This window comes from Streptomyces sp. NBC_01515, assembly GCF_045040345.1.
Classification (GTDB): Bacteria; Actinomycetota; Actinomycetes; order Streptomycetales; family Streptomycetaceae; genus Streptomyces.
Genome location: NZ_CP109416.1, coordinates 885,272 through 912,238 on the forward strand (window position 1 = coordinate 885,272; position 26,967 = coordinate 912,238).

The 26,967-nt window shown below is 69.5% G+C and carries 33 protein-coding genes, 1 pseudogene and 1 riboswitch; of the genes and pseudogenes, 12 read left to right on the forward strand and 22 right to left on the reverse strand.

Annotated elements, in window-relative coordinates:
• Positions 1–3 precede the first annotated feature (3 nt).
• Together OG407_RS03500 and OG407_RS03505 are read left to right on the forward strand one after the other, a co-directional pair.
• Complete coding sequence (locus OG407_RS03500) at positions 4–1,152, forward strand: acyl-CoA dehydrogenase family protein (protein ID WP_405854886.1); 1,149 nt, start codon at positions 4–6, stop codon at positions 1,150–1,152.
• Positions 1,153–1,198: 46 nt separating this feature from the next.
• Complete coding sequence (locus OG407_RS03505; RefSeq protein ID WP_405868261.1) at positions 1,199–1,924, forward strand: SDR family NAD(P)-dependent oxidoreductase; 726 nt, start codon at positions 1,199–1,201, stop codon at positions 1,922–1,924.
• Between the two features lie 353 nt (positions 1,925–2,277).
• On the opposite strand, the gene OG407_RS03510 is transcribed toward OG407_RS03505, so the two are convergent.
• From OG407_RS03510 to OG407_RS03545, 8 genes are read right to left on the reverse strand one after another with little or no spacing between them, the layout of a single operon-like run.
• Positions 2,278–2,535: a hypothetical protein gene (locus tag OG407_RS03510; RefSeq protein WP_405854888.1), complete on the reverse strand. Its 258-nt coding sequence runs from the start codon at positions 2,533–2,535 to the stop codon at positions 2,278–2,280.
• 39 nt (positions 2,536–2,574) lie between these two features.
• Positions 2,575–3,303, reverse strand: coding sequence for an enoyl-CoA hydratase-related protein (locus OG407_RS03515; protein ID WP_405854890.1), 729 nt, complete (start codon positions 3,301–3,303; stop codon positions 2,575–2,577).
• Positions 3,300–4,598 carry an amidohydrolase family protein gene (locus OG407_RS03520; RefSeq protein WP_405854892.1) on the reverse strand — a complete coding sequence of 433 codons (1,299 nt, stop codon included), beginning with the start codon at positions 4,596–4,598 and terminating at the stop codon, positions 3,300–3,302. Before OG407_RS03520 ends, OG407_RS03515 begins: the two co-directional genes overlap by 4 nt.
• A gap of 26 nt (positions 4,599–4,624) precedes the next feature.
• A complete protein-coding gene (locus OG407_RS03525; protein ID WP_405854894.1) occupies positions 4,625–4,948 on the reverse strand; it encodes a hypothetical protein in 324 nt (107 codons plus the stop codon).
• Positions 4,914–5,297, reverse strand: a complete 384-nt coding sequence (locus OG407_RS03530) for a hypothetical protein (RefSeq protein WP_328685621.1) — start codon at positions 5,295–5,297, stop codon at positions 4,914–4,916. The genes OG407_RS03525 and OG407_RS03530 overlap by 35 nt, the downstream gene beginning before the upstream one ends.
• Positions 5,294–6,001: an ABC transporter ATP-binding protein gene (locus OG407_RS03535; protein ID WP_327406566.1), complete on the reverse strand. Its 708-nt coding sequence runs from the start codon at positions 5,999–6,001 to the stop codon at positions 5,294–5,296. Before OG407_RS03535 ends, OG407_RS03530 begins: the two co-directional genes overlap by 4 nt.
• Positions 5,998–6,684, reverse strand: coding sequence for an ABC transporter ATP-binding protein (locus OG407_RS03540; RefSeq protein WP_365304936.1), 687 nt, complete (start codon positions 6,682–6,684; stop codon positions 5,998–6,000). Before OG407_RS03540 ends, OG407_RS03535 begins: the two co-directional genes overlap by 4 nt.
• A 4-nt stretch (positions 6,685–6,688) precedes the next feature.
• Positions 6,689–8,803: an ABC transporter permease subunit gene (locus OG407_RS03545; protein ID WP_405854897.1), complete on the reverse strand. Its 2,115-nt coding sequence runs from the start codon at positions 8,801–8,803 to the stop codon at positions 6,689–6,691.
• Positions 8,804–9,013: 210 nt separating this feature from the next.
• On the opposite strand from OG407_RS03545, the gene OG407_RS03550 reads away from it, so the two are divergent.
• From OG407_RS03550 to OG407_RS03565, 4 genes are read left to right on the forward strand one after another with little or no spacing between them, the layout of a single operon-like run.
• A complete protein-coding gene (locus OG407_RS03550; RefSeq protein WP_405854899.1) occupies positions 9,014–9,409 on the forward strand; it encodes a nuclear transport factor 2 family protein in 396 nt (131 codons plus the stop codon).
• The gene (locus tag OG407_RS03555) at positions 9,406–10,521 is read left to right on the forward strand and encodes an acyl-CoA dehydrogenase family protein (protein ID WP_405854901.1); all 1,116 of its coding nucleotides are present in this window, start codon (positions 9,406–9,408) and stop codon (positions 10,519–10,521) included. Before OG407_RS03550 ends, OG407_RS03555 begins: the two co-directional genes overlap by 4 nt.
• A 2-nt stretch (positions 10,522–10,523) precedes the next feature.
• Positions 10,524–11,309, forward strand: a complete 786-nt coding sequence (locus tag OG407_RS03560; protein WP_405854903.1) for an acyl-CoA dehydrogenase family protein — start codon at positions 10,524–10,526, stop codon at positions 11,307–11,309.
• A gap of 19 nt (positions 11,310–11,328) precedes the next feature.
• Entirely contained in the window at positions 11,329–12,132 is an 804-nt protein-coding gene (locus tag OG407_RS03565) for an acyl-CoA thioesterase (RefSeq protein ID WP_405854905.1), read from the forward strand.
• 186 nt (positions 12,133–12,318) lie between these two features.
• On the opposite strand, the gene OG407_RS03570 is transcribed toward OG407_RS03565, so the two are convergent.
• The 5 genes from OG407_RS03570 to OG407_RS03590 form a co-directional block, all read right to left on the reverse strand.
• Positions 12,319–12,942 (reverse strand): hypothetical protein, encoded by a 624-nt coding sequence (locus OG407_RS03570; RefSeq protein ID WP_405854907.1) that lies wholly within the window; start codon positions 12,940–12,942, stop codon positions 12,319–12,321.
• A gap of 40 nt (positions 12,943–12,982) precedes the next feature.
• Positions 12,983–13,231 (reverse strand): hypothetical protein, encoded by a 249-nt coding sequence (locus OG407_RS03575; RefSeq protein WP_318022569.1) that lies wholly within the window; start codon positions 13,229–13,231, stop codon positions 12,983–12,985.
• Between the two features lie 398 nt (positions 13,232–13,629).
• A complete protein-coding gene (locus OG407_RS03580; protein ID WP_390163053.1) occupies positions 13,630–13,815 on the reverse strand; it encodes a hypothetical protein in 186 nt (61 codons plus the stop codon).
• Positions 13,815–14,048: a hypothetical protein gene (locus OG407_RS03585; protein ID WP_405854910.1), complete on the reverse strand. Its 234-nt coding sequence runs from the start codon at positions 14,046–14,048 to the stop codon at positions 13,815–13,817. The genes OG407_RS03580 and OG407_RS03585 overlap by 1 nt, the downstream gene beginning before the upstream one ends.
• Positions 14,048–14,251: a hypothetical protein gene (locus OG407_RS03590; protein WP_318022572.1), complete on the reverse strand. Its 204-nt coding sequence runs from the start codon at positions 14,249–14,251 to the stop codon at positions 14,048–14,050. The genes OG407_RS03585 and OG407_RS03590 overlap by 1 nt, the downstream gene beginning before the upstream one ends.
• 173 nt (positions 14,252–14,424) lie before the next feature.
• Here OG407_RS03590 and OG407_RS03595 point away from each other — a divergent pair, with 173 nt between their 5' ends.
• Together OG407_RS03595 and OG407_RS03600 are read left to right on the forward strand one after the other, a co-directional pair.
• Positions 14,425–15,180 (forward strand): DUF6879 family protein, encoded by a 756-nt coding sequence (locus OG407_RS03595; RefSeq protein ID WP_318022573.1) that lies wholly within the window; start codon positions 14,425–14,427, stop codon positions 15,178–15,180.
• A 14-nt stretch (positions 15,181–15,194) separates the two neighbouring features.
• Positions 15,195–16,046, forward strand: coding sequence for a helix-turn-helix domain-containing protein (locus OG407_RS03600; protein ID WP_405854912.1), 852 nt, complete (start codon positions 15,195–15,197; stop codon positions 16,044–16,046).
• A 26-nt stretch (positions 16,047–16,072) separates the two neighbouring features.
• Here OG407_RS03600 and OG407_RS03605 read toward each other — a convergent pair whose 3' ends face one another.
• Positions 16,073–16,606, reverse strand: coding sequence for a hypothetical protein (locus tag OG407_RS03605; RefSeq protein ID WP_405854914.1), 534 nt, complete (start codon positions 16,604–16,606; stop codon positions 16,073–16,075).
• 504 nt (positions 16,607–17,110) lie between these two features.
• Entirely contained in the window at positions 17,111–17,308 is a 198-nt protein-coding gene (locus OG407_RS03610; RefSeq protein WP_405854916.1) for a hypothetical protein, read from the reverse strand.
• Between the two features lie 480 nt (positions 17,309–17,788).
• A riboswitch (cyclic di-AMP (ydaO/yuaA leader) is annotated at positions 17,789–17,914 on the forward strand.
• A 7-nt stretch (positions 17,915–17,921) separates the two neighbouring features.
• Between OG407_RS03610 and OG407_RS03615 the strand changes: the two are divergent.
• Positions 17,922–18,125, forward strand: a pseudogene (locus OG407_RS03615) (transposase); the annotation flags it as partial.
• A gap of 152 nt (positions 18,126–18,277) precedes the next feature.
• Here the strand turns inward: OG407_RS03615 and OG407_RS03620 are convergent.
• The 3 genes from OG407_RS03620 to OG407_RS03630 are packed head-to-tail and all read right to left on the reverse strand — an operon-like array spanning position 18,278 to position 21,709.
• Complete coding sequence (locus OG407_RS03620) at positions 18,278–19,039, reverse strand: SDR family NAD(P)-dependent oxidoreductase (protein WP_405854918.1); 762 nt, start codon at positions 19,037–19,039, stop codon at positions 18,278–18,280.
• 59 nt (positions 19,040–19,098) lie between these two features.
• Positions 19,099–20,247, reverse strand: coding sequence for a thiolase family protein (locus tag OG407_RS03625; RefSeq protein ID WP_405854920.1), 1,149 nt, complete (start codon positions 20,245–20,247; stop codon positions 19,099–19,101).
• Complete coding sequence (locus tag OG407_RS03630) at positions 20,240–21,709, reverse strand: class I adenylate-forming enzyme family protein (protein ID WP_405854922.1); 1,470 nt, start codon at positions 21,707–21,709, stop codon at positions 20,240–20,242. Before OG407_RS03630 ends, OG407_RS03625 begins: the two co-directional genes overlap by 8 nt.
• 54 nt (positions 21,710–21,763) lie before the next feature.
• Between OG407_RS03630 and OG407_RS03635 the strand changes: the two genes are divergently transcribed.
• The 3 genes from OG407_RS03635 (at position 21,764) to OG407_RS03645 (ending at position 23,605) form a co-directional block, all read left to right on the forward strand.
• Positions 21,764–22,525, forward strand: coding sequence for an SDR family NAD(P)-dependent oxidoreductase (locus OG407_RS03635; protein ID WP_405854924.1), 762 nt, complete (start codon positions 21,764–21,766; stop codon positions 22,523–22,525).
• Between the two features lie 5 nt (positions 22,526–22,530).
• Entirely contained in the window at positions 22,531–23,292 is a 762-nt protein-coding gene (locus OG407_RS03640) for an SDR family NAD(P)-dependent oxidoreductase (RefSeq protein ID WP_405854925.1), read from the forward strand.
• 127 nt (positions 23,293–23,419) lie between these two features.
• Entirely contained in the window at positions 23,420–23,605 is a 186-nt protein-coding gene (locus tag OG407_RS03645; protein WP_328685609.1) for a hypothetical protein, read from the forward strand.
• 52 nt (positions 23,606–23,657) lie between these two features.
• Here OG407_RS03645 and OG407_RS03650 read toward each other — a convergent pair whose 3' ends face one another.
• From OG407_RS03650 to OG407_RS03665, 4 genes are read right to left on the reverse strand one after another with little or no spacing between them, the layout of a single operon-like run.
• The gene (locus tag OG407_RS03650) at positions 23,658–24,491 is read right to left on the reverse strand and encodes an SDR family oxidoreductase (protein ID WP_405854927.1); all 834 of its coding nucleotides are present in this window, start codon (positions 24,489–24,491) and stop codon (positions 23,658–23,660) included.
• Positions 24,488–24,943 carry a VOC family protein gene (locus OG407_RS03655; RefSeq protein ID WP_405854928.1) on the reverse strand — a complete coding sequence of 152 codons (456 nt, stop codon included), beginning with the start codon at positions 24,941–24,943 and terminating at the stop codon, positions 24,488–24,490. The genes OG407_RS03650 and OG407_RS03655 overlap by 4 nt, the downstream gene beginning before the upstream one ends.
• Positions 24,940–25,998: a CaiB/BaiF CoA transferase family protein gene (locus OG407_RS03660; protein WP_405854930.1), complete on the reverse strand. Its 1,059-nt coding sequence runs from the start codon at positions 25,996–25,998 to the stop codon at positions 24,940–24,942. Before OG407_RS03660 ends, OG407_RS03655 begins: the two co-directional genes overlap by 4 nt.
• Positions 25,995–26,951: an LLM class F420-dependent oxidoreductase gene (locus OG407_RS03665; RefSeq protein ID WP_405854932.1), complete on the reverse strand. Its 957-nt coding sequence runs from the start codon at positions 26,949–26,951 to the stop codon at positions 25,995–25,997. The genes OG407_RS03660 and OG407_RS03665 overlap by 4 nt, the downstream gene beginning before the upstream one ends.
• Positions 26,952–26,967: the final 16 nt, after the last annotated feature.

A 26,967-nucleotide genomic window follows, 5' to 3' on the forward strand; every position in this document is an offset into this window, starting at 1 on the left:
GTTGTGCGCCGAGACATCTTCACCGACGACCACGAGGCGTTCCGCCGGCTCGCGCGGGACTTCATCGCCAAGGAGGTGGTCCCCCACTACGCCGAGTGGGAGGAGGCCGGCCGACTCCCCCGCGCGCTCTTCGAACAGCTGGGTGCGCTGGGCCTGTTGGGCACGGCCGTCCCCGAGGAGTACGGCGGCTCGGGTCTCGCCGACTACCGTTACAACGTCGTCCTCCAGGAGGAATCGGCCCGCGCCCTGGTCACGTTGGGCACCGTGCGCACCCAACTCGACGTCGTGCTGCCGTACTTCCTCACCTACTCCGACCGGGACCAGCGCGAGCGCTGGTTTCCCGGCCTAGCCTCCGGGCAGTTGCTCACCGCCATCGCGATGACCGAGCCGGGCACGGGGTCCGATCTCGCCGGTATCCGTACGACAGCCGTGCGCGACGGGGACTCGTACGTTCTCAACGGCGCGAAGACATTCATCACCGGCGGGCTCCTCGCCGACCTGGTCATCGTCGTGGCGCGTACGTCGACCGACCCGGACAACCGCCGCGCCGGACTTACCCTGTTGGTCGTCGAGGACGGCATGCCCGGGTTCACGCGCGGCCGAGTGCTGCACAAGATGGGCATCAAGGTGCAGGACACAGTGGAGTTGGCGTTCGACGACGTACGGGTCCCGGTCGCCAGCCGGCTCGGCGAGGAGGGCGCCGCGTTCGGCTATCTGGGCAACAACCTGCCGCAGGAGCGGATGACGGTGGCGGTCGGCTCGGTCGCGCAGGCACGGGCGGCTCTGGACACGACGATCTCGTACGTGCAGGAACGCAAGGCGTTCGGAAAGACGGTCGCCTCCTTCCAGAACACGAAGTTCGAACTCGCCGCCGTGGCTGCCGAGATCGAGGCGGCGCAGGCGATGCTGGACCGCGCGGTGCTCGAACTCGTCGCCGGCGAACTGAGCGGACCCGACGCCGCAAAGGTCAAGCTGTTCTGCACCGAGATGCAGGCCCGCGCGGTCGACCGCTGCCTGCAACTGTTCGGCGGCTACGGCTACATGCTGGAATACCCCATCGCCCGGCTCTACGCGGACGCACGCATCACCCGCATCTACGCCGGGACCAGCGAGGTCATGAAGGTCATCATCGCCAAGTCCCTCGGATTGTGAGGCGGTTACGGTGCCGGACTTCTCCAGCAGACCAGGTGTCGCGTTCGTGGCGGGCGGCTCGGGCGGGATCGGGGCGGCGGTCGTCCGTCTCCTCGCCGAGCGCGGCAGCGACATCGTGTTCACCTACCGGGCCAACCAGGAGGCGGCGGACGCGGTGGCCGCCGAGGTCACGAAGCTGGGGCGTCAACTCCGGTCGTTGCGGGTGGATTTGACCGACGAGTCCGCCACCGCCGAGGCCGTGTCGGAGGTGGGCGGTGGCATCCACACCCTCGTATACGCGGCGGGCCCGCACGTACCGATGCGGCACCTGAGCAAGGTGACGCCGAGCGAGTACCGCGCCCAACTCGAAGGCGACGCCGTGGCGTTCTTCAACCTGGTGCATCCCGCGCTGCCGTTGCTGCGCGAGAGCCGGGGCAACATCGTCGCCGTCACGACCGTCGCCACCCGCCGCTTCCCGGTACGGGACGGGCTGTCGTCAGGCGCGAAGGGCGCGGTCGAGGCGGTCGCGCGAGCACTGGCCGCCGAGGAGGGCCGCTACGGCGTCCGCGTGAACTGTGTGGCCCCCGGCATGCTCAACGACGGCATCGCCGGCCGTCTGATCAGCTCCGGCGAACTGGACGAGGCCGCCCTCGCCGTCACCCGGCGCAACATCCCCATGCGCCGCTTCGGCGACGCGACCGACATCGCGGAGGCGGTCGCGTTCCTCGCCTCGGACCGGGCCGGGTTCATCACCGGACAGGCGTTGGGAGTTGACGGCGGGTACAGCGTGTAGGTCATGAGGGGCTGATACATCGGCCGGCCACGTAAGCGGCACGGACCAGTTCCCCGGACAGCGTGCGGAGGGCCTCGCGCAGCGGTACGTGGAGCAGGCGCAGGTCGGCGGGACGCCCGCCTCCATCAGGGTCCGGCAACGGTAGAGGTGGGGGCGGTCGTCGGCGTCCACGTCGGTGGCGTACGCCGCGCCCCGCTCGACCGGGAAGTGGGGCTGGGGCACGACCGTCACCCCGAGCCGCAGCAGCCAGGGAGTCGTCTCGGCCGGGATCACCGACCCGTGCTCGATACGGTCGCCGTAGGCCGGTCCCTCCTCGTCCAGGGCGAGCAGCGTCACCAGCAACTGCACCCGGGTCACACAGTGCACGGCGACGGCAGGGGCCTGATCTCCCCTATGGTGCGGGCGTGTTGGGCGGGAGTGGGGAGTGTCGGATCGTCGAACATCAGCTTCACGGGCTCGTCGGCGCCCATCACCAGGAGCCGTTGCGGGAGGACGGACAGCATCTGGGTGAGCCCGCTCGCGGGGTGCGGGTCGGCGTTGGTGAACCCGGTGAAGCCGAGCGCCGCGGCCCGCCGCCCGGCCCTCTCCAGATCCAGCCGTACGGGCGGCACAAGACCGCGCAGCCGCTCGTCCTCACCGGAGTCGAGTTACTACTTCCCCGTCCACACCGGGCTACGGCGTTCGGCGAAGGCCCGGGCCCCCTCCAACGCGTCGGCGCTCCTGAACACCGAGTCGACCTCTTCCGGTTCGGCCCAACGGCGTTCTCGCATCAGCTTCTTGGTCATCGCGACGCCGAGAGGGCCGTTCTCGGCGATGCGTCCGGCCAGGGTCAGTGCCGTCTCCCGCACTTCTCCGGCCGGGACGGCGCGGTTGACCAGGCCGAACTGCTTGGCGTCCGCCGCGGTGACGAGGTCGCCGGTCAGGCCCATCTCCAGGGCGACGGCCAGCGGCACCCGGTCGGCGAGGGTCGTACCGCCTCCGGCCGCGAACAGGCCCCGCTTCACCTCCGCGATCCCCAGCTTGGCGTCCTCGGCGGCGACCACCAGGTCGCAGGCCAGGGCGAGTTCGAAGCCGCCGGCGAGTGCCGAGCCGTTGAGGGCGGCGATCACCGGTGTGGTGACGCCCTCGCGGAAGAACCACACCAGGCCGTCGAACTTGCCGCCGCCCTTCGCGAACGCCTTGAGGTCCATGCCGGAGCAGAAGACCGTTCCGGCGCCCGTGAGGACGATCACCCGGACCGCCGGGTCGGTGTCCGCCTCCCGGAGCACGACTGACAGTTCGTCAATCAGCTCTGGATTCAGAGCGTTTCGGACCTCCGGGCGGTTCAGGGTCGCCACCAGGACGGCGCCGATCCGCTCCGTCAGGACCAGGTCGCTCATCGGGCAGCCGCCGCCACGGCCGCCCGGGCCTTGGAGCGGAACGCCTCCAACTTCTCGGCGGGCTCGATGAGTTGGTGGCTGCGGGAGCGGGTGCTGACGTCGTGGCCCTCGGCCGCCTTGCGCAGCGCGCCCACGGTGGCCTGCTCGCGCGGGATGTGCGTGAAGGGGTCGAAGGAGTACCAGCGCATCGCGTTCTCGTAGGTGATCTTCCGGGCCTCGTCGTCGGGGACGTCACAGCTCGACAGCACGTCGTGCAGCTGCTCGGGGGCGTCGGGCCACAGGGAGTCGCTGTGCGGGTAGTCGCCCTCCCAGCAGATGTTGTCGATGCCGATGTCGTGGCGCAGCCGTACGCCCAGCTTGTCGGTGATGAAGCAGGTCAGGAAGTGCTCCCGGAAGACCTCGGAGGGCAGCTTGCCGCCGAAGTCCTGGAGGGTCCAGGTGGAGTGCATCTCGAAGGTGCGGTCGAGACGCTCCAGGAAGTACGGGATCCAGCCCGTTCCGCCTTCCGAGAGGGCGATTTTCAGATTCGGGAACTGCTTGATCGGGGGCGACCAGAGCAGGTCGGCGGCGGCGGAGACGATGTTCATCGGCTGGAGCGTGATCATCACGTCGGGCGGCGAGTCGGCGGCCGGGACGGCGAGCCTGCCGGAGGAGCCGATGTGTACCGACATCACCGTGTCGGTGTCGGACAGCGCGCGCCACAGCGGGTTCCAGTACGGGTCGTGGAAGCTCGGGTAGCCGAGGACGGCGGGGTTCTCGGTGAAGGTGAGCGAGTGAACGCCCTTCTCGGCGACCCGGCGGACCTCCGCGGCGCACAACTCCGCGTCCCAGATGGCGGGCAGCGCCATGGGGATGAAGCGTCCCGGGTAGGCGGCGCACCACTCGTCGATGTGCCAGTCGTTGTACGCCCGCACGAGCGCGAGGGAGAAGTCCGCATCCTTTGTAGCGAACAGGCGGGCCGAGAAGCCGGGGAAGGACGGGAAGTTCATCTGGGCGAGGATGCCGCCCGCGTTCATGTCCTTGACGCGCTCGTGCACGTCGTAACAGCCGGGGCGGATCTCGTCGAGGCCCTGCGGTTCGACGCCGTACTCCTCCTTGGGCCGGCCGGCCACCGCGTTGAGCGCCGAGTTGGTGATGGTCGCGCCGCCGAACTGCCACACGTCGGTGCCGTCGTCCCGGTGCACCAGCTGGGGCGCTTCTTTCTTGTAGCGCTCGGGGAGGTGGTTCACGAACATGTCGGGAGGTTCGATGATGTGGTCGTCGACGCTGATGAGGATGAGGTCGTCGCGGTCCATGACGGCTCCTTACGGGGGTGGGTCGGTCAGTCGGAGGCGGGCAGCGGCTTGGCCGCCTTCACGGCCATGGGGGCGCCGTCGCAGGTGAGTTCGCCCGCGCCCGAGGCGGTGCAGAGGAGTTCGAGCGTCCCTGTGGCGTCGACGTACCGCTTGCCGATGAGGGTGGTGGTGCCTGCCGGTCCGGGTTTCGCCGGGGGCACGTCGGCCGCGGCAACCAACGGGCTGCCGCCGCAGGTCAGTTGGGGCTGCGGCTGGGCGGCGGCGGGTGCGCGGATGACGACCACGCGGGTGCCGCAGACGGTGCTGGCGAGCTGGTCACCGGGGCGCGGCGTCGGTGCCGGTGGGGTCATGGCGGAGTTCCCTTTCGAGCAGGCGGTCGGCGAGGAGTTCCACGTCGTAGGACTGACGGGCCATCCAGTACCGCAGGAAGCCGGTGAGCGAGTACCGCAGGAAGAGCGCGGAACCGACGACGCTCCCGGCGACCGCGGCCAGGCCGAGGGTGAGAGCGTCGTTCTGCACCAGCGGGTCGCTGGTGTCGTGCGAGATGAAGTAGGCGCACACGCCGAGGACGACGCCGATCGTCATCAGGGCGGCGCCCGCGCGCAGCCAGAGAACGGCCCTTCCGGCGGCCGGGTCCGGGATTTTCAGGACGGTGAGTTCGCGGACGAAGCGGTCCGCTCGCGTCTCGGTGGACGTCATGTGGAACTCCCCAGGTAGAGAGCGGACAGTTCGGCGCGCAGGCCGCCGTCGGGGTGGCCCTGCCGTTCGACCCGGCCGCGTACGAGGACGGCGGCGTGGTCGCAGATGTCGAGGACTGCGGCGGCGAACTGCTCGACGACGAGCACGGCGACGCCCTGCCGGGCGATCTCGCCGACCTGTTCGTAGAGCCGGCCGACGACCAACGGGGCGAGTCCCATGGAGAGTTCGTCGAGCAGCAGGACGGCGGGGTCGGTGGCGAGGCCGCGGGCGAGGGCGAGCATCTGCTGTTCGCCGCCGGAGAGGGTGCCCGCCGCCTGTCCGGCGCACCGGGCGAGGACGGGGAAGCGGGCGAACGCGATCTCCTCGATCTCCTCCCGGCTGCGGCCGGTGAAGGTCATCATGAGGAGGTTGTCGCGGACGGACAGGTTCGGGAAGACGCCTCGTCCTTCGGGGATGAGGCAGACTCCGGCGCGGGCCAGGTCGCGAGGGTCGGCGCCGGTCATGTCCCGTCCGCCGAGGACGAGTTGGCCGGACTCGACGGGGTGGACTCCGGCGGCGACGCGCAGGGTGGTGGTCTTTCCGGCGCCGTTCGGGCCGAGCAGTGCCACCACCTGTCCGGCGGCGACGTCGAGGTCGACGCCGTGCAGGACGGTGATGCGTTCGTGGGCGGCGCGGATGCCGCGCAGTTCGAGAAGTGCGCTCACGCGTCCCCCAGGTAGGCGGCGAGAACCGTTTCGTCGCTGCGGATCACCTCGGGCGGGCCGACGGCGATGATCTTGCCGAGGTCGAGGACGTACACCTCGTCGCAGACGGCCATCACGAGGCTCATGTCGTGTTCGACGAGGACGACGGCGGTTCCGTCGTCGGTGAGGGCGCGCAGGAGTTCCGCGAAGCGTTCGGTCTCCTCCGCGTCCTGTCCGGCGGCGGGTTCGTCGAGGAGAAGCACCTTCGGCCGGATCGCGAGCGCCCTTCCCACCTCGACGAGACGGCCGACTCCGGTGGGGAGGGCGTCGGGTGAGGTGTCGGCGAGGTCGGTGAGACCGAGGCGGTGCAGGATCTCGGTGACGACCTGGTCCGCGCGGCGGCGTTCGGGGCCGAGTTCGGCGGCGACGAGGAGGTTGTCGCGCACGCTGAGCCGGCCGAACAGTTCGAGGCGCTGAAAGGTGCGGGCGAGTCCGTGCCGGGCGCGGGCGGAGGGCCGGGCCCGGGTGACGTCCCGGCCGTCCAGCCGGACCTGTCCCGAGGAGGGCCTGCGCAGTCCGGAGGCGACGTCGAACAGGGTGCTTTTCCCTGCCCCGTTGGGTCCGATGAGTCCGGTGACCCGGCCCGCCTCGGCGGTCAGGGCGACCCCGTCGAGAGCACGGTTCCCGCCGAAGGAGACGGTCACTCCACTAACCTGCAGCGACGCCACGGGCCAGCACCTCCTCGTCTTCGGGGCGCCACTCACGCCGTAGGCCCCACCACTCGACGGGGATCTCCGGTTCGGCCGGAGCGGTCTGGCGGGCGCTCGCCCAGGCGCGGAGGGCGACGGCGAGGACGAGTGAACCGCCGTAGTACGTCCAGTCGTTGATGACGTCGGTGAAGCGCAGAGCCCAGGCCAGGGCGAGGGCGCAGAGCAGGGTGGACAGGGCGATGCGGTCGCGGGCGAGGGGCTCCCACTGGCGGCGGAAGCGGGAGACGATGCCGTCGGGGTTGTGGCCGAGGCCGACGCCGGCGAGGCCGGGGAGGAGGGCGACGAGGTTCGCGGTGCCGGGGACGACGGCGATCAGGGCGTTCGTCGGGCCGACGAAGGCGGTGCCGGCGAAGAGCCCGTTGCCGACCGCGCCGAGTCCGCCGACCACGGCGACGAGGAAGATCGGCAAACCGGCGATGAGGCTGAACTGGTCGGCGGTGACGGTGCGTTGCTGCATTCCGTAGAGCGCTCCGCCGAGTCCGGCGATGCCGGAGGCGAGGGCGAACACGGCGACCTTGGCGACCAGCAGGTTGCCGCCGAGGGTGGCGTAGGCGGCCTCGCTGTCGCGCAGGGCGATGAGGCGCCGGCCGAAGCGGCTTCTGCGCAGGGCCGCCACGCCGATCGAGGCGAGCGCGAGGCAGACGGCGGCGAACACCATCAACTCCCTTCCGCTGTCGAGTCGGAGGCCGAACAGGTCGGGTCCGGCGGCGTCGACCGAACCCTGGTCGAACAGGGCGATCCGCAGGCCGAGGATGTGGAAGGCCGGCAGGGTGAAGATCCACCGGTCGAGGATGACGGCGAACGCGGCGGTGCCCAGGGCGAGATACACGCCCGAGAGCCGCAGCGCGGGCAGTGCGACCAGCGCTCCGGCCACCGCCGAGACGAGGATCGTGGCGCCGAGCGCCCACAGTTCGCCGTGCGCGCCGAGGTGCGCCCAGACGACCGCGCCGATGCCGGCCATGCTCAGCTGGCAGAGGGAGACCTGTCCGGCGTACCCGGCGAGCGGGACGTACGAGAGCGCCACCACGCCCAGCGAGAAGATGGCTCCGTAGGTGATGAGGTCGGCTTCTCCGAGGAGAGAGGCCAGTACCGCGCCGAAGGCGACGACCACCGCGGCGAACACGAGGGTGCCGCGCGCGCTCGGCACCGGGACGCGGGCCAGCCGCCGTTCACGGCCGCGCAGGCGTCGGTGCGGGAAGACCAGCAGGGCCAGGAGGAGCAGCAGGGCGGGGGCGGCGAGCCGTAGTCCGGGGAGGTACTCGTTCTGCGGGAGGTAGCCGGTCAGGTAGCTCTCCATGCAGCCGACGACGACGGCGCCGAGGAAGGTGAGCGGCAGGCTGCGCAGCCTGCCGAAGACGGCCGCGGTGTAGGCGCTGACGATCAGCAGGGAGAGCTGGGCGGCGTCGAGGGTGACGGTCGGGGCGATCAGGATGCCGCCGATCGCGGCGAGTTGGGTGCCGAGGATCCAGGAGACCCGACCCGCCCTGACCGGGTCGGCGCCGGTGAGACCGACGAGTGCCCGGTCGTCGACGGCCGCGCGCATCTCGGCTCCGGCGCGGGTGCGGTAGAGCAGGATGCGCAGGCCGACCGCGACGGCGACGGCCACCGCCATGGTGATGGCCTGGTGCCAGGTGATGACGGCCGGGCCGAGGTGGATGGGCCTGCGGGCGGCGAAGAACATCGGCAGGGGTCGCGCCACGTTGGGGTCCCAGATCCAGCGCGCTGCCGCGATGAGACCGCTGAGCAGCGCGACCGTCATCACCAGCCGTTCGGCTTCGCCGAGCGCTTGGACGGGTCGCAGGACGAACCGCTCCACGAGCAGCCCGAAGCCCGGGGCGAGCACGAGCAGCACCACGACCAGGGCGACCGGAACGGGCCAGCCCCAGCCGACGGTCAGCTGCCAGTACATGAACGCGGACAGCATGCCGGCCGCGCCGTGCGCGAAGTTGAACACGCCGGTGGTGGTGTAGGTGAGCACGAGCCCACTGCCGATGACGGCATAGATCGCGGCCGTGCTCAGGCCGACGATCCCGAAGGTGAGGAACTGGTCCATCGCGTCGGATCTCTCCTCTCCATTGCTGGAAACTAGCTTCTCGTCTACGGAGAATCAACCATTCAGACAGAGACTGTTGACGTCACCTCATCCACCATGGAAATCTGCCACTCATCTGAGAGAATGCCATTCTCACTCATGGTGAAGGGTGGAAAGTCGTTGTCCTCCTTGCCCGTTACAGCTCCTCCCCCTGGTCCGACCGACGACCTGATGGAGATCCAGCAACTCCTCGCCCGCTACGCGGTGTGCATCACCCGCGGTGACCTGGACGGGGTGCTGGGGGTCTTCACGCCCGACGGCACGTACAGCGCCTTCGGGGACTCCTACGGCCTCGACGAGTTCCCGGCGCTCGTGGCCGCCGCGCCCAAGGGGCTGTTCCTCACGGGGACGCCGGCCGTCGACCTGTCCGGCGACACGGCGACCGGTACCCAGCCGCTCTGCTTCGTCGACCACGCCACGCACGACCTGCGGATCGGCTACTACAACGACACCTACGTCCGCACGGACGACGGCTGGCGGCTGCGCACACGGGTGATGACGTTCATCCGCCGCAGCGGCGCGCACGACTCGGGCCGCCCGCACGCCTATCAGCGCCCGGGTACATGAACGTAACCTCGGCGCCCGGGTACATGAACGTCGCCGACTTCCGCTCGGGCCTGCGCGTCTGGCTGGACGAGCACGACCTGTCCCCCGGCCCCGACCACTCCCTGGACGCCCAGGTCGCACAACTGGCACGGGTCCGCCGGGCGTTGTACGACGCGGACTGGATGCGGTACGGCTGGCCCGCCGAGGTGAGGGGGCTCGGCGGGCCCGCGGTGCTGAGGGCGGTGCTCGGCGAGGAGGTCGCCTCAAGGGAGTTGGCCGAGCCGGGGATCTACTCGATGATCGAGGTCCTCGCCCCGACGATGATCTCCTACGCTCCTCCCGCGCTGGCCGCCGAGATGGTCCCGCGGCTGCTGAGCGGGCGCGAGCAGTGGTGCCAGGGTTTCTCCGAACCCGGCTCCGGCAGCGACCTCGCCTCCGTCACCACCCGGGCGGTTCCGCGCGGCGACCACTGGGAGATCAGCGGCCAGAAGGTGTGGACGAGTCTGGCCCAATTCGCCGCCCGCTGCGTCCTGTTGACCCGCACCGCACCGGGCCACAACGGGATCACCGCGTTCTTCGTCGACATGGACACCCCCGGCATCACCGTCCGACCGCTGCGCACGATGCACGGCGTGGACGAGTTCGCCGAGGTGTTCTTCGACGAAGTGACGGTGCCCGCCGACCGGATCCTCGGCCGCCCCGGCGACGGCTGGCGCCTGGCGATGGACCTGCTCCCGCACGAGCGCTCCACCTGCTTCTGGCACCGGATCGCCCATCTCTACACGCGACTTGACCGCCTGCTGGCCGAGACGAGCGTCCCTGATGACGCCGAACTCGGCGCTGCCTACCTGGCGTTGCACACCGTCCGCTGCCGCTCCCACGCCACCCAGCGCCGCCTGGCCGCGGGTGAGCGCCTGGGCGCGGAGACGTCGGTCGACAAAGTCCTGCTGGCCACCGCCGAGCAACAGCTTTTCGAGACCGTGCGCGATCTCCTGCCCGGCGTACTGGAGTTGACGGACACGCCGTGGCGCTCGGAGTACCTCTACGCGAAGGCGGCGACGATCTACGGCGGTACGGCCGAGATCCAGCGGAACATCATCGCGCGCCGACTGCTCGACCTGGGGAGGGAGTAGCCGTGGACGCCGCCGAAGAGCATCTGCTCGCCGAGACACTCCGCAAGACGATGACTGCGGCGTCGGGACAGGCGCTGGACGCCGCCCTGAGCGACCTCGGCTGGGCCGAACTCCTCGCGGAGCAAGCGGACATCGCCGTCCCGCTCACCTTTCGCCTGCTGGGCGAGACGGGCGCCCACGCGCCGCTCCTGAACGACGTCCTGCTGAACGCGGCGGGCCGTCCGGTCGGCGGCACTCTGCCGCTGCCGTTCACGGGTGGTACGTGGATCGTCTGGGAGCGCGACGACTCTGCCGCCGGGACGGCCCTGGACTCCGAACTCCCCCTACGCACCGTGCCCGTTGGAGCTTCCGTCCTCCTCGCCGCCGGCCGGGTCGCGCTCGGCTGGTGGCTGCTCGGGACCGGGCGCGCCATGCTCGCGCTGGCCCGCCAACACGCCGTGGACCGCGTGCAGTTCGGCCGCCCGCTCGCCTCCTTCCAGGCCGTGCGGCACCGGCTCGCCGAGTCCCTCGTGGCGCTGGACGGCGCCGAGGCGACTCTGGTGGCCGCCAACGACGACTTGGGCGCGCTGCTGGCCAAGGCGGCGGCCGGGAAGGCCGCGCTGACGGCGGCCCGGCACTGCCAGCAGGTACTCGGCGGGATCGGTTTCACCGCCGAGCACGATCTGCACCGGCACGTCCGGCGGGCCATGGTGCTGGACGGACTGCTGGGCAGCGCACGGGAGTTGACGCGCGAGGTGGGGGCACTGCTGCGGGCCTGCGGGTCCGTGCCACGGCTCGTCCACCTGTGATCGACCGAGGAGCGAATCAGTGACCGGTCTCTGGAGCGACCTGCTCTCCTGCCTGAACCTCGACGCCCAATCCCGTGACGTGTTCGAGGGCGCCAACCAGCGACTCGGCTACCACCGCGTCTTCGGCGGGCAGTTGCTCGCCCAGAGCGTCCGGGCCGCCCAACTGGACTGCCCGGAGAAGGCAGTCAAGAGTCTTCACGTGCAGTTCGCGCGTGCGGGGCGGCCGCAGGAACCGGTGCGATACGAGGTGACGCGTCATCATGAGGGCGGCTCCTTCGCCACGTTGACGGTGGTGGCGCGGCAGACGCAGGGCGTCACGGCCGTAGCCGCCGTATCGCTGCACTCCCACGAGGACGGTCCCGACCAGCAGATCGCGTTCCCGATGCCCCCGGTACCGGGAGCCGAGCACGACGTGGATCTCTCGCTGCTTCCCTGGGACACCCGGGCCACCGTCGACGTGGACTCGCCGAAGTCGGAGCCGCCCGAGTACGACCTGTGGATGCGCACACCGCCCGTCGCCCCGGATCTGGCCCCGGCGTTGACGGCGTACGCGAGCGATCTGAGTCTGATCGGTACGGCGCTTCGGCCGCTCGAAGGGGTCACCCAGCACGATTCGGGAACGGCGTTCTCGTCAGCCGTCACCGCGCACACGGTGTGGTTCCACCGCCCTTTCACCACGGACGACTGGCTTCTGTTGCGCCACCGGAGCCCGCTTCTCGCGCACGGTCGCTGCTACGGCCGGGGGGATGTGCTCACCGCGCAGGGGTCCCTGGTCGCCTCGTTCGCGCAAGAGGCGCTGCTGCGCTTCCGTGCGATCGCGTGACGGGACGTATCCGCGAGGGCGCTCGGCGCACAACGGTCCACCTGCGCGCGACACTTGACGCCTGACGGCGCGTCCCCCCACACCTCTTCCCGGGGGTACCGCTTCTTCCTCGATCCCATTCCGCCTAGCCGTCGCCGCCTGACGCCCTGTGAGCCCCGGAGCGGTGTTCTCCGGGGCCGTGGGAGGTCAGGCGTCCGCTGCCCCTGGGGTACCGCCTGGAATCCCTCTGGTGGCTTCCGCTGGCTCAACGATCGCCGATGGCTCCGATAGCCGCGCGTTGATGTCATCCGACCACTCGTACAGCGCCCCTTGACCGTCACGGAACCACACGATGCCCTGGGTATCGGTGAAGAAGATCGGGATGGGGTTCGGCACACTGAACTGAAGCCTCAGGTCGGGGCTGCTCGGTTCCTTCACTTTCCTCTCTGATTGAGGTGCGAGGAATCCGACGTTCAAATTCCCCCTGGGGCCGGTCTCTCGCCCAGTTGGAACAGGAACGAAGAGCACGACGTCTGAGATAGGGCCATCGCTATTGTTCAGAACGGCGTACTCGATCTTCGGCGCCTGGCCTACGCCAAAATTGAGTCCGCTGCGGTCGTAGTGCTCGGAGTCCGTGGATACAGCCCAGGCAGTGACGAAAGACGCTTGCCTGCGCCGTTCCATCTCCGCGCGTGTAACAGCCTCTTGACGCTGCTCGGCGGTGGCCTTGCGGTCGCGATACAGCACCACACCGCCGACCGCGAACGCGCCGACAGTGCCCAGCGCCGTGAAGACCGAAGCGCCCGTGTTCACCCAATCAAGTGCACTCACGGGTGAAAGTTACTTCCTTCCACCCGCGAGCGGAGGCCGTTCAGGTGGCTGTGGGCGGGTCCTCGTCGTTCGCCGGAGGAACGGCCACGGGTTGCGGCTGTTCCTCCAGCTCGTCCGGCTGCGGGGGTTCATCCTTCTTTGTGGTCAGCCGCTGCCAAGCCTCGCGTGCCCGACGCGCGGACTCGAAGAGGTCGGGGAGCTGATCGAGAACGCCCCTGAGGACGTACAGCGTGATAGTCACCACGCCAGCGATGGCGAGAATGGTGATGGTGATGGCGGTGCCGTCCACCGATCCTTACCTTCCCTGTCATGGGTCGGATCGGGTGCGCAGGCAGCCTCGATCCGAACCCTACGGTTCGGGTCGAGACACCCACGCTGACGCGTACGCAAATGTTCTCGGGGGGGGCAATGTTCAACCCAGGGTGGTGCGGGTGCTTTCACGGGGGCCGCATCGTCTTGCAGTCCGGACGTCAACCCCTCTAAGTAGAAGAGGCCGGACAACAGGCGTAGCGGCGTCCTGGATTTATCAGCAGCGAATGCCATAGAGCCCAGGTGCCTGTGGGCCTCAGTGTGACCCATAGCAAAGAATAGCGCATAGTGGGATGATCTTCACTGAGATGCAACTGAGCCCCACCCAGGTCAAGTTGGGTGGGGCTCAAGCACTCGGTTGTGGTTGGCGATGGGGCGTCACCGGGCGGAGACGTAGCGGTGATGTGGGCAGGTGCAGCGGGGGACGAGGAGGATGCCGCCCCCGCCTGGTAGCGGTAAGTCCTCGGTCTGCCGGCACTCGTTGTGCAGGTCCGCGTAGCCCGGCTGGTGGGCGACCGCGCACTCGGCGGACATGGTCGAGGTGTCGACGCTGTCTGCGGTCATCAGAGGATGCCGCCGCTGCTGGACGAGTTCAGGGCACGGGTCCGCTCCTCCATCGCCCTCAGCCGCTCCTTGTCCGTGGCCAGGCGGACGAGGGCGGGGTCGGCGTCCCACTCCCGCCCGCCGGTCACCGGGCGCAGCTGTACGTACGGGCCCTCGTGCCCCATGACGTAGCCCAGCTCGCCTCTCTCGGGGTCGTGGACCAGGGCACCTGCTGAGTGCCGTTCCTGCGCCATCACTCAAGGCCTCCCCGCCGTAGTGCAGTTGCCAGGCGATCGGCCACATCGGCGTGGATGCGCCCCAGTTCGACGAGCTTCAGGTCGGGTGACGCCGCGTCGACTCTCAGGGAGGGGAAGACGATCCCGGCCTCGGTGAGCGCTGCGCGCAGAGACTCCACTGCCGCGTACGGGTCGACGTCCCGCACTTCCTTCGTAGCCATGAACGGGACGCTAGGAGTGGGGAGTTGCAGCGCACCATAGTGTTTTCTTGATTTTTCTCGTACCCACTCTTGCTTCGCTCGCTTTTTCTCACGAAGGTGGCAGAACCGCGTAGCCTCAGGCGTGCAGCCTGGTGATGCTGGGGTGATCAGCCTCCGGCGAAAGGACTCTGGTCATGGCCCGACGACTGCGCTTCAACGGCACGGGTAGCGGAGAGGGCAGCTGCCCCGCGATTCACGAGGACCTCGACTCGGGTGAGGTCATCGTGCACGGGCCGCGCCTCACCGACCCCGACGCCCTCGCCCAGCTCCAGCACATCGACGAAGACGAGATCCCGATCGTGATGCCGCGTAACACGCTGATCGACTTCGGCCCCAAAGACCGCGACACCGAGCCGCGCCTCTTCACGCCGGAGCAGTTCGCCAAGCTCTTCGACAACTTCCAGCACAGTGCCTGGCACCTGGAGATGCGCGGTCGCTACGCGGTCGACGAGGCCACCGACACCTACGCCCAGTTCGTCCGGGGCGAGGCACCGACGTGGGACCTGACCACACCGTGGAGCCTGGGCATCCGCGCGAAGACCGAGGACGGCGCCAGCGTCGGGCGGGTCCGGATCGTCGACGACCCGCCCACCACGGGGCAGTTGTACCTGCTCGCCCACGCGGAGAAGAACACCGCGCTGGGCGAGGACATCCGCAACATGTGGCGGTCGGACGCCCAACGCGTCAACCTCCCGGACGAGGATTTCTGGATCTTCGACTCTCACATCGTCGCCGTCTGCATCTTCGACGATGATGACAACCTCACGGGCGCCGAACTGATCACGGAGCCCGCCCGGGTGAACCAGTACAACCGACTGCGGGACGTGGCTCAGCACTACGCCGTTCCGTACAGGCAGTTCGCGGCTCAGGTGGCCGTGAAGGAGGCGTAAGCAGGTGTGTGCCGGTGAGTACGGACTATCAGCAGGCTCGCGAGGCGCTCGGGATTCGGCTCCGGGAACTTCGGCTCTCGGCTTCTGATGGCCGGCTCACCGGCACCGCCCTGGCTCGCAGGCTCGGCTGGTCCAACTCCAAGGTCTCGAAGCTGGAGTTGGGCAAGCAGACGGCCACTCCGGAGGACCTGCGCGCGTGGGCGGCGGCGTGCGGCCAGCCCGCCCTGTACGAGGAACTGCGGGCCAGGCTGGCGGGGTTCGAGTCGCACATCCGCTCGTGGCGCAGGCAACTGGTCGGCGGTCACAAGCCCGTCCAGGACGCCCACAACGAGGCGCAGGCCAACTCGAAGGTGTTGCGCGCCTGGGAATCCTCATGGGTCGTCGGCGTCCTCCAGACTCCCGACTACGCCCGCGCCGTACTGACCCGCTCCGCCGAACGGCACAAGTCTCCGCTCGACATCGAGGCCGCCGTACGCGCCCGGATGAAGCGGCAGGAGCTGCTGTACAGCGGCGGCCGGAAGTACCACGTCATCTTGTGGGAGCCGGTGCTGCGCTCGCTGGTCTGCCCGCCCTCGGTGCTCACCGCCCAGCTCGACCGCCTGGCGGGCGCCATCGGCATGGACACCGTGGAGCTGGGCATCGTGCCGCTCACCGCGTCGCTGAAGTCGCCGCCCGGTCTGGGCTTCTGGATCTACGACGACCGCCAGGTGGTCACCGAGACCTGGCACGCCGAGATGTGGCTCGACGACTCCGACTCCCTCGCCCTCTACCTGCGCATCTGGAACTCTCTCCGCGAGTCCGCGGTCTACGGCGCCGACGCCCACAACGTCATCAACTCGGCGAGGCGAGCCCTCAACCCCCGTTGAGGTGCGAAGCGTTCCTCTTCGCTACGTCACCATGCGCGTTGTGGGCGCAACAACGAGGCTTTGCGGAGGGCCTCCGTCAGCGCATCTTCAGAGCGTTTCAGTTCTTCGCCTCGTGCTTCCACCATGGCCCAGGCCGCATCAATCAGCGTCTGCGCACCCTCGGGCTCTGTTGAACCTGCAAGTCGATTGACTTCGCCTTGCCATCCCACGAAGGAGACCAAGAACGCTTTGAGGGACTCGAACCAAACCGCGTGAGCCTTCCCGACAGCCCTTGGTGCATACAGGGCGATCTTGGTCTCGATGAGTCTCACTGGTTGCTCGGGGCGGTCAGGGTCTAGATCGTCGGGAACTGCCTTTGACGCGAGGGTCTCGTTCCGGACCGCAGCGAACGCCAACATGATGCGGTGGGTTTCCTCCAATGCGTCAGCGCGATGTTCCCAGAATCTCTGATCCCGCTCCCGCGAACGAGTGCCTCGTTGGGTGATCACCGAAGCGAGAAGTGTGGCCGAGGCCCCAAGAAATGTGCCTATCAGCGTGGCTTCAAGAGGGGTCAGTCTCATGCCGGGAACGTAGGGCTCCCCGTGGGGTCTCGGGGGCAAAGTCTGGGGATCTACGGTCGGACGCCCTGGGCGGCCACGAGAGTCTGAGCGCGCACATGACGAAGGGGCGCCCCGTCATGTGGGGCGCCCCTTCGCAATAGACCGTTCACTCAGCTACGACCACGTGGCCCACGCCAACAACGACGCTTACAGTTGACATAATGAATTCAATAAACTTCATGCCAACCTCCACCTTGCGATTTGAAATTGTATTGCTAGGGCATGTGCCCCGGGTTTTGCCCTTACGGAGCGTGCGAATGACCTTGATGAACTCGTAGAAGTGCCAGAGTGCCAGACCAACCGTAAGTGTGATTGCCGGAATCGAACCGGCCGTAGCAATAGCTCAATGAACGGGCTGTAGCACAACGCTAGCACGGGCGACCGAATTTGGCGATCGGTCACCAAAGACCGCCAACCAACTGAAGCCCTGGGGTCTGCAGTTAGCACCCCAGGGCTTCCGCGCGTTCACAACAGGCCGAGCGCGGTGAGCACGGTCATGCAGAGGATCATGCATCCGCCGAAGACGCCGCCGCCGAAGAGCACCGCCACTGCTTTCCGCGCGCCAGGGGTGTGGCTCAGGAAGCCGCCCACCAGGGCCACGATGGTGGACACCAGGGCGCAGATGACGACGATGAGCGCCTTTACACCGAGAGAGAGGTTCAACGGTCCGAATTACCTTTCCGGTGATCGGACCAGGTGTCAGACCTCAGCCCGACCACCACGTGACGCACGTGTGGTCTTGCTGAGGCCCACCGACGTATGGGGCTCATGGAGGGGGCTTGGCTAGAGCCCGGCGCGGAGCCGGTTGTCCTCTCATGCCTGCAATTTGTGCGAAGGACGGCGTTGCCCTTGACCTGGAACGTCGGATCCAGGCTCGCTGCATGCTCGCTTACATTTGTCCCAACTCTACCGGGACCGGGGGGCGCTAGTGCGGCAGTGAGCTGAAGCCGCGTAACTGATTTCCGACCCCGTGCTGGCAGGCGCGGCCGGACGCCCCGCCCGCCCACAAGAGGCCGCCGGAGACCCCACGGAGCACCGGGACGGGCCACCCGCTGGCGGGGCGCGTGCGCACGAGGACGGTCAGCCCCTGGGCACACGCCGGCACCTACCTCTTGTGGCGGTGCTCAACACCCCACGTGACAGCCGCGGTTGGCGCTGACGCCACGACCGGGCCGAGCAGCCCTTGGGGTGAAGCCGCGAGTGTGCGGCCGGGCAACTTCGAGCCCGAATCCGACAGGTCATCCTTCACAGGCGGCTGACGAAGGACGAGCGAGCCATGACGGCAACGCAGAACGGTCCGCAGTTCTCGGGGTCCGGGGACGAACCCCCAAGGAACAGGAAGCACGAGGCTCAGGTCACGATCTTGATCGCGATCATCGCCGGGTGCTTCGCGGGCATCCTGTGGGAGCAGCTCCCCGAGCGGTTCGGTACGTGGAAGTGCATCCACTCCCGCTACCAGACCTGGCGCAACTGCGGTGTCTGGGACGAGATCCTGGCTGCCCTGCCCCGCACGGGTCAGCCCGTGTGGGTGCCAAATCTCGTGCCACCGCTGCGAATTGAGGGCAGGGTCGATCCCCGCCTTTTCACCGAGGAAGAAGCGGTACCCCCAGAAATGGGCGTGCCGGGGCCCGTTCAGCGCATGACGGTGCCGCCGTCGACGTTGATGACCTGGCCGTTGATCCAGGCTCCGTCGGCGGACATGAGGTGGGCCACCATGCCGGCGATGTCGTCGGCCCGTCCGTGCCGGGTGCTGCGGGTGCGGGCGAGCAGCGCCTCCAGGAGGTCGGGGGCCGCGCCCTCCTGGATGGCCTGCGTCAGGATCAGGCCCGGTGCGACGGCGTTGGCGCGGATGCCCTCCCTGCCCCAGCGCGAGGCGACATGCCGGGCGAGGGCGTTGATGCCCGCCTTGGTCGCCGAGTACGCGGGGCGCGCGGCCTCGCCGGTGAAGGCCGCGATGGACGAGGTGTAGACGATCGCGCCGCCGCCCCGGGCCAGGAGTTCGGGAACGGCATACCGCGTGACGAGCATGTGGCCCCGCAGATTGACGGCGAACGTCCGGTCCCACACCGCGAGGTCCATGTCGACGACGTCGGTGTCCTGGGAGACCGCGCCCATGTCGCCCGCGTTGATGTGCACGGCGTCGAGACCGCCGTACGTCCGCACGGTGGTCCGCACGAGTTCGCGGACCGAGGCCTCGTCGGCGATGTCGAAGCCCACCGCGACCGCCTGGCCACCGGCGTCACCGATGGCCGTGGCGGTCCGTCGGGCTCCGTCCAGGTCTCGATCGCCGACGACGACCCGGGCGCCCTCGTCCGCGAGCCGCCGGGCGGAGGCGGCGCCCAGTCCGGTGGCCGCGCCGGCGACGAGAACGGCCTTCTCCTTCAAGCCCTCCACACTGTTCCCTTCACGTCGTCGACGCTCTCCACCACCGCAACCAACCAACAGGTGACGGACTATGGCGCGAGTACCTCGATGACCGTGGCCGAGCCCATGCCGCCGCCCGCGCACATCGCGGCGACGCCGATGCCGCCGCCGCGACGGCGCAGTTCGTGCACGAGCGTGACGAGCATCCGGGCGCCGGTCGCGGCGACCGGGTGACCGAGGGAGCAGCCGCTGCCATTGACGTTGACGCGGTCGGGGTCGAGGCCGAGCAGTTTCACCGCGGCGACCGGTACGGCGGCGAAGGCCTCGTTGATCTCGAAGAGGTCGACGTCGGAGGTCGAAAGTCCGGCGCGGGCAAGGGCTTTGGGGATCACCTTCACCGGGGTGAGGCCCGTCTCGGCGGGGTCGGCGCCGACCGAGGCCCAGGAGCGGACGACGGCGAGGGCGGGCAGGCTCAGCCGATCGCTGGCCACCACCAGGGCGGCGGCACCGTCGTTGGCGCCGCCCGCGTTGCCGGCGGTGATGGAGAAGCCGTCGATCTCCGGGTGGAGCGGCTTGAGCGAGGCGAGCTTCTCCAGGCTGGTGGTGCGGCGGGGGTGTTCGTCGACGGAGAACAGTCCGTGCGGTGTGTCGATGGGCACCAACTCGGCGTCGAAACGGCCTTCGTCGATGGCGCGAATGGCGTTCTGGTGGGAGCGCAGGGCCCATGCGTCCATGTCGGCGCGGCTGAGGCCCGCCCGTACGGCGGTGTTCCAGCCGACCGTGATCGACATGTCCAGGTTGGGGGCGTCGGGCCGGTCGGGGTGCGTGGGCGGGCTCCATGGTTCGACCCACTCCCCGTCGACGCGGAAACGCTGTTTCGGGGACGTGGAAGCCGAGTTGACGCCGCCGGCGATGACGAGTTCGTCCATGCCCGCGCGGATGCTCGCCGCCGCGCTCTGCACGGCGGCGAGTCCGGCGGCGCAGTGGCGGTTGTACGCGAGGCCCGGTACGGAGGTGAGGCCGACGGTCAGCGCCGCGTGCCGGGCAACGACCCCGCCGCCGTACAGGCCCTCGCCGAGGATCACGTCGTCGATCGCGTCCGGGTCGAGGTCGTCCGTGGCGGCTGCGGCGGCGACGATGTGGTGGGCCAGGTCGAACGCGGTGGTGTCGCGCAGGGTGCCCTTGACGGCGGTGCCGACGGGGGTGCGCAGGGCGGACACGAGGACTGCTTCAGGCATGGGTGGTCTCCAACTCGGCGAGCAGGGTGCGGCGCAGCAGCTTTCCGGTCTCGGTCTTGGGGAGTTCGGCGCGGAACACGATCGCGTCGGGGGTCTTGGAGGAGCGAAGCCGGTCCTTGACCCACTGGCGGACCTCGGCCGGGTCGCCCTCGCCGACCACGACGGCCACGATCCGCTGCCCCCACTCGGGGTCGGGCACGCCGATCACCGCCGCCTCGACGATCCCGGGGTGGGCGACGAGAACGTCCTCTATCTCGGCGGGAGCGATGTTCTCACCGCCGCGAATGATGGTGTCGTCGGCGCGTCCCTCGATGAACAGATAGCCGTCGGGGTCCAGTCGGCCCCGGTCCCGGGTGGAGAACCAATCTCCCCCGGCCCCAGGGGGCTGAGAGGTGCCCCCAGCGTCGAGAGCGCTGCGTCCGCCGTACTCTCCGGATATCTGCTCCCCGCGCACGAACACGAGCCCCGTCTCCCCAGCACGGGCCGGTTTCCCGTCGTCGTCACGGATCTCGATCTCGATGCCGGGCAAGGCCCGTCCCACGGAACCGAGTCGGTCCCGTACGGCCGGGTCGGCCGACGCCAGTGCCTCGCGGTGGTCGTCGGGCCCGAGGACCGCGACCGAGGAGGCCGTCTCCGTCAGGCCGTACGCGTTGACGAACCCCGTGCCTGGGAAGATCTCCAACGCCCGTTCCACCACAGGTCGCGGGGTCCTGGCGCCGCCGTAGGCGAGGCTCCGGAGCATGGGAGTGTGGGCGTCGTCGGCCGGGACCTCGGCGACGATGCGGGCCAGCATGGTGGGGACGACGAGTGCGTGGGTGACCTGTTCGCGGCGCGCGGTCTCCAGCCACTCCCCCGCGTCGAAGGCGGACAGGTAGACCAGGCGGCGGCCCGAGTAGAGGTTCGTGAGCAGGTTCATCAACCCGGCCACGTGGTACGGCGGTACGGCAACGAGCGCCGCGTCGCCTTCCTCGGCGGAGGCGAACTCCTGGGTGTTGAGGACGTAGGCGAGCAGGTGCCGGTGGCGCAGCAATGCGGCCTTAGGTTCGGCGGTCGTGCCGCTCGTGTAGAGCACCACGGCTACGGCGTCCTGGTCCTGGGCCAACTCCGCTGCGTCGAACCTCTCTTCAGCGTCCTCTTCGGCGCTCAGTAGTGCGTCGAGGTCGGCGGGGCGCAGTACGAGGGCCTCGGGGTGGCGGGCCAGGAGGCGGGCCAACTGCTCTTCGCCGAGGCGGTAGTTGAGGGGGATGAACGGGATGCTCGCCAGGGCGGCACCGAACAGGGCCACCGGGTAGGCGAGGTGACTGGGGCTCAGATAGAGCACGGCCGGACGGCCCCGGAAGCGGTGCGCGGCGGCGCGGGCGCGGGCGCGCAGGTCCGAGGCGGTCAGGGAGCGGCCGTTCGCCGTCACCACCGGTCGGTCGCCGTCCGAGGCCACCATCTCCAGAATCATGGTTATGTTCATGAGAATGCTATTCTCATCTCACTAGAGCGCTGTTCGCAAGAGAGGAAATCCTTGATGCAGATCAGTGGGAGCTCCGCGGTGGTCGTCGGCGGGGCGGGCGGCCTGGGCGCGGCCACCGTCCGTCGGCTGCACGCGGTGGGAGCGAAGGTCGTCGTAGCCGATCTGGCCGACGAGAAGGGCAAGGCCCTGGAGCAGGAGTTGGGTGTGCGCTACGTGCGCACCGACGCCACCTCCGAGGACGATGTCCAAGCGGCCCTGGCCGAGGCGGAGTCGGCGGGACCGCTCCGCATCTCGGTGGACGCGCACGGCGGTCCGGCGAGCGGTGGCCGGCTCGTCGGCAAGGATGGTTCACCCCTCGACCTCGCGGGCTTCCGTACGACGATCGACGTGTATCTCACCGGCGTGTTCAACGTGATGCGGCTGGCCGCAGCCGCCATCGCCCGGCAGGAGCCCGCCGAGGGCGGCCGGGGCGTCATCGTGAGCACGGCCTCGATCGCCGCGTACGAGGGCCAGATCGGCCAACTCCCTTACGCGGCAGCGAAGGGCGGGGTCGTCAGCATGACCCTGGTCGCCGCCCGCGACCTCTCCCCGCTCGGCATCCGGGTCGTCACGATCGCGCCGGGCACCTTCAACACGCCGGCCTACGGCAGGGCGGGCGACCAGTTGGAGGCCTACTGGGGGCCGCAGATCCCGTATCCGAAGCGCATGGGGCTGCCGGTCGAGTACGCGGGTCTCGTGCAGCACATCGTCGAGAACGACTATCTCAACGGCGAGGTCGTCCGTCTCGACGGCGCCCTCCGGTTCCCGCCGAAGTAACCGGCATGAGTCAAGTGACAGGCCGGGGCGGGCAGTTGAAGGGCAAGGTCGCGTTCGTCGCGGGCGCCAGCCGCGGCATCGGCCGTACGGTCGCGGTGGCGCTCGCGGAGGCGGGTGCCTCGGTCGCCGTGGCCGCGCGTTCCGAGCGGGAGGGCCGGCTGCCCGGGACGATCCACTCGGTCGCGGACCGGATCACCGCGGCGGGCGGACGTGCGCTGCCGGTGCCCTGCGACGTGAGCGACGAGGCGTCGGTCGACGCGGCTGTCGCCGCCGCCGTCGCGGAGTTCGGCGGGATCGACATTCTCATCGCCAATGCCGGGGTGCTGTGGCTGGGCCCGGTCGAGTCGACGCCGCTCAAGCGCTGGCAGTTGTCGCTGGACGTCAATCTGACCGGGGTGTTCCTGGTGACCCGGGCGGTGATTCCGCATGTACGGGCGCGTGGCGGTGGCTCGTTGGTGGCCGTGACGACCGGCGGGGTGGGCATGACGGACCGGGGTGCGAACGCGTACTGGGTGTCCAAGGCGGCCGTCGAGCGTCTCTACCTGGGCCTCGCCGCCGACTTGAAGAAGGACAACATCGCCGTCAACTGCCTTGCTCCGTCACGGGTGGTGCTCACGGAGGGCTGGCAGGCGAGTGGCGGGGGCCGGGAGATCCCGCCGGAGATGGTGGAGCCTCCGGAGGCGATGGCGCGGGCCGCCGTGCTCCTCGCGGGCCAGGACGCCACCGGCCTCACGGGGACCGTCCAGCGCTCGGAATCCCTTGCCTGAAAGGCAGTTGGCCTGCGGGAGACGCGGGATACGCATGACTGTTCGGCATCTTCGGGGGCACTCGGGAGACAACGGCGCAGCCACCGGGATCACCGGTCGCTCGCCGTCTATCCGTAGGGGTTAACAGATGCTTGCATTCGTGGCGGCCGCGCTCTTCTTCATCGCCTTCATCATCCGTGTCACCGAGACGTCGACGCAGATCGTCTTCAGCTCGACGAGCCTCATGCTGCTCGGGCTCGCCTTCCTCGCCGCGCACTCGGCGGGCGTGGGGTCCGGCTGGTCCGCCCGGCGCAGCAGCGGCCGTCGGCGCTGAGGGAACGGCGCGCTCCCTCGGTAGCGCGCCTCCTTCGCCGACCGCCGACCGGTCACCGCCCGGCGCGTTCTCGCACCGCCGCACAGACCCCACCGTCGACGAGAACGTCGATTCCGGAAACGAAAGCGGCCTCGTCCGACAGCAGGAACGCCACCGCGGCCGCGACGTCCTCGGCCCGGCCCACCCGCCCGAGCGGCGTCTGCTCCACCAGAGCGGCCATGGCGGGCTGGGCCGAGGCCTCCTGTTGCCCCTGAGGGGTGTCGATGACGCCCGGCGAGACGGAACACACCCGGGCGCCGTACGGCCCGAGCCGCACCGCCTCCCGCCGTACGAACCGGTGCACCCCGTGCTTGGCCCACGCGTATGCGAGACCGGTGTTCTCCACAGCGGGCCCGAGGGCCTCGCGCAGCCGGTCGAGAAAATCCTCACGGAGCGGATCGTCGAGGATCGCGACTACGACGGGATCGGCCTCCAGATTGCCGAGGAGCGGGGCCATCGAGGCGAAGCACACCATCGCGGTCCCCTTGGTGGCGAGCGGGCGGAGTGCCTCGGCCAGGCGCGCGGTGCCGACGAGGTCGACCTCGAAGATGCGCCGCCAGTCGGCCATGGTGGGCGAGATCCCGGCGGCGTGCGAGACGGCCCTCAGGGAGCCCAACTCGGCGACGCGGGCGGTGAGTCGGGACAGTCCGGCCCTGTCGGTGATGTCGAGGACGAAGGGTTCGACCTCGATCTCCCCGTCCGCGGCGGCCAGTTCCTTCGCCGCGGCGGTCACGGCCGGCTCGTCCCGGTCCACCAGCAGCAGCGTGTCCACCAGTTCGGTGAGCCGCCGCGCGCAGGCCAGTCCCATGCCGCGCCCCGCGCCGGTCGCGATGCCTACGATCGTCATACGTCCCCTTCTCCGTGACCCCAGACCTTCTCCAGTCCCGGCCGCGCCACCCGGTCCACGAGTTCCACGAGCAGCCCGCTCGGCCCGCGCAGAAAGGCGAAGGGCGCGCCGCCGGAAGCGGACCGGCTCGCCTCGGTCACGAAGCCCTGCCCGATGAGTTCGGCCGCGTCCGCGGCGACGTCGTCGGACCAGTAGCCGACGTGGTGCACACCGCCGCCCGCCACCGGTTCCCACAGCGTTCCCGGGATGCGGCGGACGATCTCCAGCCGGGGCACCGTCCGGGAGTAGGCGCAGCTGATGTCGAGAACGGCGTTTCCGGTCGGCAGCGTCAGCGGTACCGCCCCGCCGATCTCGGCGCACCACTCGTACCCGAACGCGGCCGAGAACTCGGCCAGCGTCCCCTCGAAGTCCTCGACGACAAACCCGAGATGGAACTGGTCCTCCGCCCTCACGACTCCCCCACCACCCCGGAAACGTCATGCTCACCCAGGCGGGGCGGCGGCCCGTACTCCGGCTCGTACCCCTCGACCCGCACGGAACTGCGCACCAGCCGGAAGTCCCCCGCCGTCACCACCGTCTCCGGTGTCGCCGCCAGCGCCTGCGGCAGCGTGCGTACGGCGGCGGCGGGCACCCCGAGCGGGCGCAGCCGCGCCTCCCAGGCCGCGGCGGTGTCCCCCGCCAGGGCGTCGGTCACGGCGGCGAGCACCTCCTCCCGCCGCTCCGCGCGTTCGGCCATGGTGGGGAATCCCTGGACGCCGGCCTCGGCGGCGAAGGACTTCCAGAAGCCGTCGTGGGTGATGAAGAGCGCCAAGTAGCCCTCGGCGGTGGGAAAGAGCTGGGCCGGTACGTAGTAGGAGTGCGCGCCGAGCGGCAGCCGGCGTGGTTCGACGCCCTCGTTGAGGTAGGCGGAGGCACGGTAGTTGAGCTGAGAGAGCATCACATCCCTCAGCGACACCTCCACTTGGCCGCCGCGCCCGGAGACGATCTGGGCGAGGAGCCCCAACGCGGCTGTCAGGCCTGAGGAGTTGTCGGCCGAGGAGTAGCCGGGCAGGGTCGGCGGCGCGTCCGGGTCTCCGGTCAGCGCGGCGACACCCGTGGCCGCCTGCACCACATAGTCGAAGGCGGGCTCGTCGCCCGCCTCCAGTCCGTATCCGGTGAGCGCGACGCACACGATCCGGTCGTTCCACTTGCGCAGCACGTCGTAGGTCAGGCCCAGCCGGTGGATGGCCGACGGTTTGAGGTTGACGAGCAACGCGTGGGCGTCGGCGACGAGTTCACCGAGCCTGGCCTGTCCGTGGTCGGTCGTGAGGTCGAGGCGGATGCTGCGTTTGCCGCGGTTGAGGCTGGCGAAGTAGGCGTCGCTCACCTGGCGGGAGATGTCCCCGCCCGGCGGTTCGATCTTGGTGACCTCGGCGCCGAGATCGGCGAGCATCATCGTGGCGTAGGGGCCGGCCAGCATGTGGCCGACCTCCAGGATGCGGATGCCGTCGAGCGGTCCGGTGGTCATCGCAGGTCCGCGGCGAGGGCGGCGAGCATGTCGCGGGTGCGGTACTTGGAGGCGACCAGTTCGTCGCGGTTGTCGCCGATGGGCAGCAGCCGTACAGAGAGATCGGTGACCCCGGCGTCCGCGAACCGCTTGAAGCGGGCGGCAATGGCGTTCTCGTCGCCCGCCGCGCACAGGTCGCCGACGTCGCGGGCGTCGCCGTACTCAAGAACGCGTTGGTAGTTGGGCGAGATCTCGGCCTCGCCGAGGATGCGGTTGGCGCGTTCGCGGGCCTCGTCGACGCGGTCGGGGCCGCACAGGCAGACCGGGATGCCCGCGACGATCCGCGGTGCCGGGCGTCCGGCGCTCTCGGCGGCCTTGGTGATGCGGGGGACGACGTGTTCGGCGACGGCGCGTTCGTCGGCCATCCACAGGACGGTCCCGTCGGCCCGCTCTCCGGCGAGGCGCAACATGACCGGGCCGAGGGCCGCGATCAGGACCGGCAACGGGGAGACCGGCGCGAGGGTGAGCGGGTTGTGGACGGTGAAAGTGTCGTTCTCGACATCGACCATGTCCGTTCCGCCGAACACGGCGTCCAGGACGTCCAGGTAGTCGCGGGTGAAGGCGGCCGGTTTCTCGTACGGCAGTCCCAGCATGTCCCGGATGATCCAGTGGTGGGACGGTCCGAGGCCAAGGGCGAGGCGTCCGCCCGCCGCGGCCTGGGCCGAAATCGCCTGCCGGGCAAGGGCGATGGGGTGCTGGGCCTGCAACGGCACGACGGCGGTGCCGAGTTCGATCCGCTCGGTGCGCGCGCCCATCAGCGCGATCGCGGTGAGCGCGTCGAAGTCGGTCGGGATCTGCGGCACCCACACGGTGTCGAAGCCCGCCTTCTCGGCCCATGTCACGTCGTCGATCATCCGCGTGACCTTGCGGACCGAGTCCCCGCGTTCGGGCCCGATCATCACTCCGATACGCACGCTGCCTCCAGGTTTT